This window comes from Streptomyces sp. NPDC051677, assembly GCF_044453465.1.
Classification (GTDB): Bacteria; Actinomycetota; Actinomycetes; order Streptomycetales; family Streptomycetaceae; genus Streptomyces.
Genome location: NZ_JBITCT010000005.1, coordinates 195,609 through 206,638 on the forward strand (window position 1 = coordinate 195,609; position 11,030 = coordinate 206,638).

12 protein-coding genes are annotated in these 11,030 nt (G+C 72.1%); 6 read left to right on the forward strand and 6 right to left on the reverse strand.

Annotated elements, in window-relative coordinates; translation table 11 throughout:
* Positions 1-479: 479 nt before the first annotated feature.
* The gene (locus ACIBAF_RS08025) at positions 480-1,031 is read left to right on the forward strand and encodes a VanZ family protein (protein WP_399462284.1); all 552 of its coding nucleotides are present in this window, start codon (positions 480-482) and stop codon (positions 1,029-1,031) included.
* Positions 1,032-1,128: 97 nt separating this feature from the next.
* On the forward strand, positions 1,129-1,329 hold the full coding sequence (locus tag ACIBAF_RS08030) for a PspC domain-containing protein (protein ID WP_079660186.1): 201 nt from the start codon (positions 1,129-1,131) through the stop codon (positions 1,327-1,329).
* A gap of 125 nt (positions 1,330-1,454) precedes the next feature.
* Here ACIBAF_RS08030 and ACIBAF_RS08035 read toward each other — a convergent pair whose 3' ends face one another.
* Complete coding sequence (locus ACIBAF_RS08035; RefSeq protein ID WP_399462285.1) at positions 1,455-1,823, reverse strand: ATP-binding protein; 369 nt, start codon at positions 1,821-1,823, stop codon at positions 1,455-1,457.
* Positions 1,824-1,963: 140 nt separating this feature from the next.
* Positions 1,964-3,127: an adenosine deaminase gene (locus ACIBAF_RS08040; protein WP_399462286.1), complete on the reverse strand. Its 1,164-nt coding sequence runs from the start codon at positions 3,125-3,127 to the stop codon at positions 1,964-1,966.
* Between the two features lie 127 nt (positions 3,128-3,254).
* On the opposite strand from ACIBAF_RS08040, the gene ACIBAF_RS08045 reads away from it, so the two are divergent.
* A complete protein-coding gene (locus ACIBAF_RS08045) occupies positions 3,255-4,019 on the forward strand; it encodes an alpha/beta hydrolase (RefSeq protein ID WP_399462287.1) in 765 nt (254 codons plus the stop codon).
* A gap of 44 nt (positions 4,020-4,063) precedes the next feature.
* On the opposite strand, the gene ACIBAF_RS08050 is transcribed toward ACIBAF_RS08045, so the two are convergent.
* Positions 4,064-5,017 (reverse strand): LysR substrate-binding domain-containing protein, encoded by a 954-nt coding sequence (locus tag ACIBAF_RS08050; protein ID WP_399462288.1) that lies wholly within the window; start codon positions 5,015-5,017, stop codon positions 4,064-4,066.
* Between the two features lie 62 nt (positions 5,018-5,079).
* Here ACIBAF_RS08050 and ACIBAF_RS08055 point away from each other — a divergent pair, with 62 nt between their 5' ends.
* The 3 genes from ACIBAF_RS08055 to ACIBAF_RS08065 all read left to right on the forward strand — a co-directional run bounded on the left by ACIBAF_RS08055 (position 5,080) and on the right by ACIBAF_RS08065 (position 8,737).
* Complete coding sequence (locus tag ACIBAF_RS08055; RefSeq protein ID WP_399462289.1) at positions 5,080-6,375, forward strand: MFS transporter; 1,296 nt, start codon at positions 5,080-5,082, stop codon at positions 6,373-6,375.
* Between the two features lie 91 nt (positions 6,376-6,466).
* Positions 6,467-7,591, forward strand: a complete 1,125-nt coding sequence (dnaN, locus tag ACIBAF_RS08060; RefSeq protein ID WP_399462290.1) for a DNA polymerase III subunit beta — start codon at positions 6,467-6,469, stop codon at positions 7,589-7,591.
* Between the two features lie 129 nt (positions 7,592-7,720).
* On the forward strand, positions 7,721-8,737 hold the full coding sequence (locus tag ACIBAF_RS08065) for a sigma-70 family RNA polymerase sigma factor (protein ID WP_399462291.1): 1,017 nt from the start codon (positions 7,721-7,723) through the stop codon (positions 8,735-8,737).
* Here the strand turns inward: ACIBAF_RS08065 and ACIBAF_RS08070 are convergent.
* The 3 genes from ACIBAF_RS08070 to ACIBAF_RS08080 all read right to left on the reverse strand — a co-directional run bounded on the left by ACIBAF_RS08070 (position 8,621) and on the right by ACIBAF_RS08080 (position 10,985).
* A complete protein-coding gene (locus ACIBAF_RS08070; protein WP_399462292.1) occupies positions 8,621-9,007 on the reverse strand; it encodes an STAS domain-containing protein in 387 nt (128 codons plus the stop codon). The two genes, ACIBAF_RS08065 and ACIBAF_RS08070, sit on opposite strands and share 117 nt — an antisense overlap.
* Positions 9,008-9,027: 20 nt before the next feature.
* Positions 9,028-9,612, reverse strand: a complete 585-nt coding sequence (locus ACIBAF_RS08075; RefSeq protein ID WP_399462294.1) for a Uma2 family endonuclease — start codon at positions 9,610-9,612, stop codon at positions 9,028-9,030.
* A 95-nt stretch (positions 9,613-9,707) separates the two neighbouring features.
* Positions 9,708-10,985: a thymidine phosphorylase gene (locus ACIBAF_RS08080; protein WP_399462391.1), complete on the reverse strand. Its 1,278-nt coding sequence runs from the start codon at positions 10,983-10,985 to the stop codon at positions 9,708-9,710.
* Positions 10,986-11,030 lie beyond the last annotated feature (45 nt).

Below are 11,030 nucleotides of genomic sequence, written 5' to 3' on the forward strand. Positions count from 1 at the left end.
GCGTCGCGAGCCGGTGTCGCGGGCCCGCGTGGCCAGCCGGTGCCGCGAGCCCGCGTGGCCAGCCGGTGCCGCGAGCCGGTGTCGCGGGGGCGGTGTCGCGAGCCGGTGTCGCGAGCCGGTGTCGCGAGCCGGCGTGGCGAACCGGTGTCGTAGGCCGGTGTGGCGAACCGGTGTCGCAGGCCGCGTCGCGGGACGGCGTGACGAGCAGGCGTCGCAGGACGGCGTCGCAGGACGGCGTCGCGAGCCGGTGTCGCGGGCCCGCGTGGCCAGCCGGTGCCGCGAGCCCGCGTGGCCAGCCGGTGCCGCGAGCCGGTGTCGCGGGGGCGGTGTGGTGGACGCCTCATGGGGTGGTTGGCGGGGTTCGTCGTCGCAGGTCATGCGCGGCCGGGGGGCCGTGGCGGGCAGGCGGGGCCGGGGTTCGGGCCGCTGTCGGGGGGTGGGCCGGAACCGATCGTGCCGGGGGGCGCGTCTTGGGGGGCGTGCAGCGTCAAGGCTCCATCGGCGGCAGCGCCGCGATCCGCATCCGCGCGACCGGGATTGTTCTCCTGGCCGCCCACCTCGTGTTCGTCGCCTGGGTCGCGCTGCGCCCGCTGAACGTCCCTTGGGTGATGCCCGCCAACCTGCACCCGTTCGACGGTATCCGCGCCGACCTGAAGCTGGGCTGGCCCGAGGCGGCCCGGCGGATCGGCGAGGGGCTGGGGCTGCTCGCCCCGCTGGGCGTCCTGCTGCCGCTGGCGCACGGCAGGCTCCGGGTCTCGCCGCTCGCCTCCCTGGTCCGTACGGTCACCGCGGGCGCCCTGCTGTCGCTGTGCATCGAGCTGTTGCAGACCGGGGTGCCGGGGCAGGTCGTGGACGTCGACTCGATGCTGCTGAACACCGTGGGCGTGGCCCTCGCGCACGTCGCCGTGGTGCCGGCGGCACGTGCGTGGCTGCGGCGCAGGGCGGAGCACCAGGGGTGGGGCGCGGTGCGCCAGGAGGAGACGGCTCAGGGTCGGACCCCGAGGATTCCCAGGGTCGGGATCGCCCCGTAGAGCGACGCTTCGTCCCCCTTCGTCACCGTAGCGTTGACGTCAGACGGGGCAGCCGCCAAGGGGCCGCCTCCAACAGACGCTCGCGAAGGAGCCGCAGATGTCCAGCCTCGCCCGCCCCACCCACGGCCGCATGATCGGCGGAGTGTGCGCCGCGCTGGCCGGCCGCTTCCGCACTTCCCCGACCACGATGCGCGTGCTCTTCGTGCTCTCCTGCCTGCTGCCCGGCCCGCAGTTCCTGCTCTACATAGCGCTGTGGATCCTGCTCCCCTCGGAGGACAAGGCCCGCACCGCCTGGTGACGCCCGGTCCGGCGGCGGCCTGCCCGGTGGCGGCCGTGGCGCGGCAACGCCGTTGGGGCGCGCCCGGTGGTTCCGGGTGCGCCCCAACGGCGTGGTGTGTGACGGGAGGGGGCGGGCGGCGCCGCTCAGCCCACCGGGAGACCGTTCACCGGCAGGCCGTGCGTGGGCAGGCCCTGCAGCGGCAGACCGCCGAGGAGACCGGCGACGGGCGCGGTCGGGCCCTCGGCGAGCAGCTTCTCGGCGACCAGCTTCTCGGCGACCGGCTGGGCGGCGGCCAGACCCGCGCCGACCGCCGGCTGGGCCTGCGACCGGGCCTCACCGGCACCGGGCAGCGCCTGGGCGACGTTCTCCGCCGGCAGCGTCCTGGTGATGCCGTCCAGAGCCTGCGTGGCGTCCGGAACGGCGGGGGCGGCGTTCGCGGCGCCCGCACCGACGGCGGCGAAGGCGGCACCGAGAGCGGCGACACCGAGGGTCTTGGCAGCAGACTGCTTCATGATGAATGCGTCCTCGAATGGGATAACGGTGAGCTGAGCGGTTCTCGACCGTAAACACGTGGAGGGGTCGGCGGCAAACATCGAAATGCGGACGGATTGTGAACACCCGCCCGCATTCCGCACCCCCGAAATCTCTGCGCTCAGCCTTCCCTGACCACAGAACCGCTGGTGGAAGCGGTCTGCTGGAACAGCCATTCGGACTTCAGTTCCGCATAGCCGGGCTTGATCACGTCATTGATCATGGCGAGTCGTTCATCGAAAGGAATGAATGCTGACTTCATAGCATTGACCGAGAACCACTGCACATCGTCGAGCGTATAGCCGAACGCGTCGACAAGGTGCTCGAATTCCCGGCTCATGCTGGTGCCGGACATCAGCCGGTTGTCGGTGTTCACGGTGGCCCGGAAGTGCAGCCGGCGCAGCAGTCCGATGGGGTGCTCGGCGTAGGAGGCGGCGGCGCCGGTCTGGAGGTTGGAGCTGGGGCACATCTCCAACGGGATGCGCTTGTCGCGGACGTAGGAGGCGAGCCGCCCGAGCTTCACGCTGCCGTCCGCGGCGACCTCGATGTCGTCGATGATGCGCACGCCGTGCCCGAGCCGGTCGGCGCCGCACCACTGCAGGGCCTGCCAGATCGACGGCAGCCCGAAGGCCTCACCGGCGTGAATGGTGAAATGGTTGTTCTCCCGCTTCAGGTACTCGAAGGCGTCGAGGTGCCGGGTGGGCGGGTAACCGGCCTCCGCGCCCGCGATGTCGAAGCCGACGACGCCCAAGTCCCGGTAGCGGTTGGCGAGTTCGGCGATCTCCAGGGCGCGGGCCGCGTGCCGCATCGCGGTGAGCAGGGCGCCGACGCGGATGCGGCGACCGTTCTCGCGGGCCGTCCGCTCCCCTTCCCGGAAGCCCTCGTTGACGGCCTCGACGACCTCTTCGAGGCTCAGCCCGCCGTCGAGGTGCTGCTCGGGGGCGTAGCGCACCTCGGCGTAGACGACGCCGTCCTCTGCCAGGTCTTCGGCGCACTCGCGGGCGACCCGGACGAGCGCCGCACGGGTCTGCATCACTCCGACGGTGTGCGAGAAGGTCTCCAAGTACCGTTCCAGGGAACCGGAGTCGGCGGCCTCCCGGAACCAGATGCCGAGCTTGTCGGCGTCGGTCTCGGGGAGTTGGGCGTACCCGGTGTCCCGGGCGAGGTCGACGATCGTGCCGGGGCGCAGCCCGCCGTCGAGATGGTCGTGCAGCAGAACCTTGGGCGCCCGCCGGATCTGGTCCGAGCTCGGGGTCATGCCCACCTGGATGCTCTGGCTCGTCATGCCCGCACCCTAACTCCTACGCGCGTAGATCACCTGTTGCCCCACGCCGCCGATACCCAACGGTGACCGCACGGACGGGTGGAGTACACGCGTGCTTCTGACACTGTTCTGTCATGGGACAGGAAGTATGGGACAGGAAGTGACGCCGGTTCGGACTCCCCGGCTGGGAAGGGCGCTCGGCCCGGAGCCGACGGCGGTGAGCGGGGCGGTGGTGCTGCTCCCGGGGGGCGAGGAGGTCTCCAGTCGCAGGCCGGCCCCCGTCTGGCCGGCCGCCTCCGTCCGCGGCCTCGGCCGAAGACTCGAGCGCGCCGGTCGTGCGCAGGGCGGTCTGGCCATCCACGCCGTGCACTACCGCTACCGGGGCTGGAACGGCAGCGAGGCACACCTCGCGGCCGACGCGACCTGGGCGGCCGACGAGGTCGTACGGCGTTACGGAGACGTTCCCGTGTGTCTGGCCGGCGTCGGCATGGGGGCGCGGGCCGCGCTGCGCGCCGGGGGGCACGAGGCCGTCAACTCCGTGCTGGCGGTGGCTCCCTGGCTGCCGGAGGAGGACATGGCCGCGCCACCCGAACCGGTGAAGCAGCTCGCGGGGCGGCGGGTGCTGATCGTGCACGGCACGAACGACGAGCGCTGCGACCCCGAGCTGTCGTTCCGGCTCGCGGCGCGGGCGAAGAAGGCGAACCGGGACGTGTGCCGGTTCGAGGTGCACTCCGACGGACATCGGCTGCACCAGTACCGGGGTGAAGTCCTCGCGCTGGCCGAGGACTTCGTGATGGGCGCGTTGTTCGGGCGGACGCTTTCCCGGCCGGTGGAGGACGCGTTGGCGGCTCCGCCGCCGTTGGGACTGCGGATGCCGTTGGCCGCGGGGTTCGGCAAGTCGTTACGCCGGTGAGGCGGGGGCCTGGGTGCCTGGGAGGCCTGGGGGGGCGGGGGCCTTCAGGTCGGCAGCAGGTTCCCGCGCCTCGACAGCAGGAACTTCTTGAAGGCGGCCACCGGCGGGGTGTCCGGGTGGCCGTCCAGCCAGGCGACGCCGATCTCGCGGGCCGCTCTCGGGGCCGTGACCGTCAGTTCCACCACGCCGGGGCGGGCGAATGCCGGCGGCGGGAGGAGGGCCACCCCGAGGCCCGCCGCCACCAGCCCCCGCAGCGTCTCCGCCTCCTCGCCCTCGAAGGCGATCCGGGGGCGGAAACCCGCTTCCTTGCAGAGGTCGTCGGTGATGCGGCGCAGGCCGTAGCCGGGTTCCAGGGTCACGAAGGTCTCGTCGGCGGCCTCGGCGAGCCGGACGCGTCTGCGGGCGGCGAGGCGATGGTCGGCGGGGACGACCAGCCGCAGCTTCTGCTCGTCGAGGCGGCGGGCGACGAGGTCGGGGGCGTCCGGCACCGGAGAGGTCAGACACAGGTCCAGCTCGCCCGCCCGCAGCCGCTCGATCATGGCCTCGCCGTAGTTCTGGACAAGGCTGAAGCGGACGCGCGGATGCTCGGCGCGGAAGGCGTGGATCAGGCCGGGGACGGTCTCGGCGCCCATCGTGTGCAGGAAGCCGAAGGCGACCTTGCCGGTGGCCGCGTCGGCGTCCGCCCGGACCTCGTCGGCGGCCCGCTCGATCTCGGCGAGGGCGCGTTCGACCGAGGCGAGGAAGGTGCGGCCGGCCGGGGTGAGGGAGACCGTGCGGCCGCGGCGGGCGAACAGGTCGACGCCCAGGTCCTGTTCGAGGCGGACCATGGCCCGGGACAGCGTGGACTGGGGGACGTTCATCTCCTGCGCGGCCCGCGTGACGTGCTCGGTACGGGCGACGCCGGCGAAGTACGCGAGCCGTGGGGCCAACGACATCGCCATGTCTTCTGTGTCACTGGACGGTGACAGGTGAGCCTGTGACCTCTGTTGATGCACCATGGGAACGATTATGACGATTCCATGCATTGGACGGATGAGCGGGCCGTACGTAGGTTCGAGGCATGTCTCCCGCCAGTACCGGGGCGTCCACGATCGTGGGCGCCGCACCCTCCGTCCCCGTCTCCTCCGCCTCCTCCGCCTCCTCCGCCTCCTCCGATTCCCGTATGGCGCCCGGCGGTCCCGGCTACCGCCGGATGAGCTTCGCGCTCTTCCTCGCCGGGGTGGCGACCTTCGCCCTGCTGTACTCCACGCAGGCGCTGCTGCCGCTGATCTCCAGTGACTTCGGGGTGGCGGCGAGCCAGGCGAGCTGGACCGTGGCGGCGGCGACCGGCGGACTGGCGCTGTTCGTCCTGCCGATGAGCGCCCTCTCCGAGCGCTACGGCCGCCGTACGGTGATGACGGCCTCGCTGGCGGTCGCGGTGGGCGTGGGCCTGCTGGTCCCCTTCGCCCCCTCCCTGGGCACGCTGGTCGTGCTGCGGGCGGTGCAGGGCGCGGCACTGGCCGGGCTCCCGGCGTCGGCGACGGCGTATCTCGCGGAGGAGGTCCGGCCGAAGGCGCTGGTCACCGCGATCGGTCTGTTCGTCGCGGGCAACAGCGTCGGCGGGATGAGCGGCCGGGTCATCACCGGCTGGGTCGCGCAGGAGTGGGGCTGGCGGGTCGCGGTCGGCGTGATCGGCGCGCTGGCGGTGGCCTGCGCGATCGCCTTCCGGCTGCTGCTCCCGGCGCCGAAGCACTTCAGGACGGGTTCGCTGGCGCCCCGCGTCCTGGCCCGCACCGTCCGCGACCACCTCGCGAACCCGCTGCTGCGTCGGCTGTACGCGATCGGCGCGCTGTTCATGACCGTCTTCGGCGGCGTGTACACGGTCATCGGCTACCGGCTGACGGAGGCGCCGTTCTCCCTCCCGCAGGGCATCGTCGGCTCGATCTTCCTGGTGTACCTGGTGGGCACGGTGTCGGCGTCGACGGCGGGCCGGCTGGTCGGCCGGCTGGGACGGCGCGGGGCGCTGTACCTGGCGGGCGGCACTACGGCCGCGGGCCTGCTGCTGTCGCTCGCGGACTCGCTTGCCCTGGTGCTCCTGGGCCTGGTCCTGATCACGGCCGGCTTCTTCGCGGGGCACGCGGTGGCGTCCTCGGCGGTCAGCAAGACGGCGACGACCGGCCGCGCCCAGGCCTCCGCCCTCTACCAGTCCGCGTACTACATCGGCTCCAGCACCGGCTCCACGGTCGGCGCGATGGCCTTCCACTCGGGCGGCTGGGCCGGCACGGTCGGCGTGGGCGTCCTGGCGGTGCTCGGCGTCGTGACGATCACGGTGTTCGGGACGCGGGCGGCCCGCCGGGAGACGCTGGTCGCGGCCTGATTCGTCTGGCGCATTCCCCCTGCTCAGGGCCGGTTGTCAGTGGTGGCGCGTAGCCTCCGCGCGACAACTGGTGCGAGCAGGGGGTTTGTTGATGGAGTTCCGGATCGACCGCGGTGACCTCGTCGAGGCGGTGGGCTGGGCGGCCCGCGCACTGCCCGCCCGTACGCCGGTGCCGGTGCTGGGCGGGCTGCTGCTGGACGCGGCGGCCGGACGGCTGAGCGTGGCGGGGTTCGACTTCGAGACGGCGGCGCGGATCGAGACGGACGCGGAGGTCGGCGTCGACGGGCAGGTCCTCGTCCTCGGACGCAGGCTTCTCGACATCTGCAAGGTGCTGCCGGACGGGCCGGTGAGCTGTTCCCTGGAGGGGACGCGGTTCACGGTCGAGGCGGGCGGCACCAGCTTCGGCCTGTCGACCCTCCCGCGCGAGGAGTACCCCGCCCCGCCCGCACCGCCCCAGGCCTACGGCACCGTGGACGCGGCCGCGTTCGCCACCGCCGTCGCCCAGGTCGCGCCGGCGGCGGGCCGCGACGACACGCTGCCGGTACTGACGGGCGTCCAACTGCGCCTGGACGGCGAGGAGATGACGCTGTCGGCGTCGGACCGCTACCGGTATGCGGTACGCCGACTGGAGTGGAAGCCGGAGACGGGCGCGGGGGATGCGGCGGAGGCGCTCGTGCCGGCGCGGCGGCTGCTGGACGTGGCCCGGTCGCTGGCGCGCTGCGGGGTCGTGCGGATCGGTCTGGACGGGGCCCAGGGGGCCTCGGGGGGCGGGCCGATCGGGTTCGAGGGCGGGCGGATGCGGTCGGTGGTACGGCCGCTGGACGGGCGGCTGCCGTCGTACGGGAAGCTGTTCGACATGGCGGGGGCCGCGGTCGCCGAGGTGGAGTGCGGGGCGCTGACGGAGGCCGTGCGCAGGGTCGCGGTGGTGGCGGAGGCGAACAGTCCGGTGCGGCTGGACTTCTCGGCGGAGTCCGTCCTGCTGCGCGCCGGGTACGGCGACGACGTGGCCACGCAGCGGCTGCCCGCCGGGCTGACCGGCGCCGACGAGGTGAGCGTGGCGTTCAACCCGGCGTACCTGCTGGACGCGCTGGCCTCCTTCGAGGCGCCGAGGCTGCGGGTGGACCTGCTGGGGACGGGGCAGCGGGCGCTGCTGGGCGCGGCGGACGCGCCCGAGACGCACCGGCATCTGCTGATGTCCGTGAAGCAACTGGTGTGAGAGATGCCTGAGCAGGCGTGTGACCTGCGCGTTTGCTGACTCGGCGGGCCATTGTCAGTGGGCTGCGGTAGCTTCCGAAGTGCTGGGCGCAAAGGCGCGTGACAGGACGGCCACAGGGGTGGGTGGACGATGGGCAACAGCACGGCGACGACGACGGATCTCGACGTCGCACTGGAGAAACACCGGACAGAACTGACCGGCTACTGCTACCGCATGCTGGGCTCCTCATTCGAGGCGGAGGACGCGGTGCAGGACACCCTGGTGCGCGCCTGGCGGAGCTACGACAAGTTCGAGGGCCGCTCCAGCCTGCGCTCGTGGCTGTACCGGATCGCGACGAACGTGTGTCTGGACATGCTGACGGCCGGCAACAAGCGGGCCAGGCCCATGGACCTGTCCGACTCCACCCCCCTCGCTCAGGCGGCGCTCTCCCCCCGCCCCGACAACACCTGGCTGGAGCCGATGCCGGACGCCCGTGTGCTGCCGACGGTGGAGGACCCCGCGGAGGCGGCGGTCGCGAAGGAGTCGGTGCGCCTGGCCTTCATGGCCGCGCTGCAGCAGCTCCCGCCGAAGCAGCGGGCGGTGCTGATCCTGCGGGAGGTGCTGGCGTGGAAGGCGAGCGAGGTCGCCGAGCTGCTCGGCACGACGGTCGCCTCGGTCAACAGCGCGCTGCAGCGGGCGCGGGCGACGCTCTCCGAGCGGGAGGCGTCCGGGGCGGACGCGGCGGTGTCGGACCCGCTGGACGAGGAGCAGAAGAAGCTCCTCGACCGCTATGTGGCGGCCTTCGAGGGCTACGACATGACGGCGCTGACGGCCCTCCTCCACGAGGACGCGGTCATGACGATGCCGCCGTTCGACCTGTGGCTGACCGGGCACGACGACATCACCGGCTTCATGACCACGCTCGGCTCCGCCTGCGAGGGCTCGCGCCTGCTGCCGGTCCAGGTCAACGGCCTGCCGGGCTTCGCCCAGTACAAGCCGGACCCGGAGAAGGGCGGCTACACCCCCTGGGCGATCCAGATACTGGAGATCTCAGACGGCCGTCTCACCGGATTCCACTTCTACCTCGACACGCAACGCTGGTTCCCCCTCTTCGACCTCCCCCTCCACCTCGACGGGCACGCCGACGAGGTCGAGCAGGGCGCGTAGGGCAGGGTCGGGGGCGCGCAGCCGTATCCGTCCCCCGGCCCGCCGTGCGGCCAGCTGAAGCCGCGCCAGCAGTTCGACGGCGGCCAGCCCCGGCGGCCCGATTCCGGCGCAGTCACAGACGACGATCCCGGCGCCGCCGGCCTCCAGCAGCCTGCGCACATCGTCGGCCGGCCCTGCCACCTGCTCCCGGGTGACGGGGCCGATCAGGGTGAGTACGGGGGGTGTCGTCGCTTCCACGATCGGTAGACCGTGCGGACGGGCGCAACTCATCGGGACGGCGAGGCAGGTGTCTACTCGGCCGGGAACTCGCTGGTGTCGATGACGAGGTCGAAGGGCGCAGGGAGCTTGAGGGCCTCGCCGAACTTCGCGGTACTGAGCGGACGGTAGACATCGCCCTTCGGCTCTCCGTAGAGCGTCGCGGTGGGGCCTTCGGGGGCCCACCTGTCGACGAGGAGGTAGAGCGAGATGCCCGCTGTGGCGTAGGCGGCGGGTTTGCTGACGCGGTCGTGCCGAGCGTTGGACTTCGAGGTGACCTCGACGACGAGTTCGGCCAGTGCGGCCGGAATGTAGGTATCCGCCTCCGTGTCTTCTCGCACGGGGGCCACCACGATGTCCGGGATGAGCATGCCCAGGCGGGAGGGCACCGCGATGGCCAGTGTCTGGAAGATTTCCCAGTCTTCTGGGATCACGGAGTAAAGGCGACGCTGAATACGTGCCGCGATCAGGTTGTGGCGGAACGCGGGAGCAGGTGACACGGTGATGATCCCCTCAATGATCTCCACCTTGCTGCCCTCGGGCCATTCCATCTCCTCCCAGAACCGGACGAGGTCGTCCCAGCTCTGCTCGGGGTCCTGGCTCACGGTGAGTGCGCTCATGCCGGTCTCCTATCGGTGCGTCGCCGAGTCCAGCATGCCGAACGGGACCGGCGGCGGTCCACCGATCCCGTTCACCCGAAAGGGGAAAGTGCAGGTCAGGCGATACGTTCCAGCACCACGGGCGACGCCGTGAAGGTCGTGCCCGGGGCGCTGACGTCGTACGAGCCCTCCAGCGCCTGCAGGGCGTAGTCGAAGCGCTCCGGGGTGTCCGTGTGGAGGGTGAGGAGGGGCTGGCCCTCGGTCACCGTGTCGCCGGGCTTGGCGTGCAGTTCCACGCCCGCGCCCGCCTGCACCGGGTCCTCCTTGCGGGCGCGGCCCGCGCCCAGGCGCCAGGCGGCGATGCCGATGTCGTAGGCGTCGAGGCGGGTCAGGACGCCGGAGGCGCCCGCCTTCACCACGTGCTGTTCCTTCGCCGTCGGAAGCGCCGCGTCCGGGTCGCCGCCCTGGGCCGTGATCATGCGGCGCCAGACGTCCATGGCCGAGCCGTCGGCCAGGGCCTTCGCCGGGTCGGCGTCCTTCACGCCCGCCGCGTCCAGCATCTCGCGGGCCAGGGCGAGGGTCAGTTCCACCACGTCGGAGGGGCCTCCGCCCGCCAGGACCTCCACCGACTCCCGGACCTCCAGGGCGTTGCCCGCCGTCAGGCCCAGGGGGGTCGACATGTCGGTCAGCAGCGCGACCGTCTTCACGCCGTGGTCGGTGCCGAGGCCCACCATCGTGGACGCCAGCTCGCGCGCGTCCTCGATCGTCTTCATGAAGGCGCCCGTGCCCACCTTCACGTCCAGGACGAGGGAGCCGGTGCCCTCCGCGATCTTCTTCGACATGATCGAGGACGCGATCAGGGGGATCGCCTCGACCGTGCCCGTCACGTCCCGGAGCGCGTACAGCTCCTTGTCGGCGGGGGCCAGACCGTCGCCCGCCGCGCAGATCACCGCGCCGGTGCCGTCCAGCACCGACAGCATCTCCTCGTTCGACAACAGCGCGCGCCAGCCCGGGATCGACTCCAGCTTGTCCAGGGTGCCGCCGGTGTGGCCGAGGCCGCGGCCCGACAACTGCGGGACGGCCGCGCCGCAGGCCGCCACCAGGGGGGCCAGCGGCAGGGTGATCTTGTCGCCGACGCCGCCCGTGGAGTGCTTGTCGGCCGTCGGGCGGGACAGCGACGAGAAGTCCATGCGCTCGCCTGAGGCGATCATCGCGGCCGTCCAGCGGGCGATCTCGCGGCGGTTCATGCCGTTGAGCAGGATGGCCATGTTGAGGGCGGCCATCTGGTAGTCGGCGACCTCGCCGCGGGTGTACGCGTCGATGACCCAGTCGATCTGCTCGTCGCTGAGCTGACCGCGGTCCCGCTTGGTGCGGATGACGGAGACGGCGTCCATGGCCATGGCTTTCCTTCCGACGTTCACAAAGTGCGCGGCCCCTCT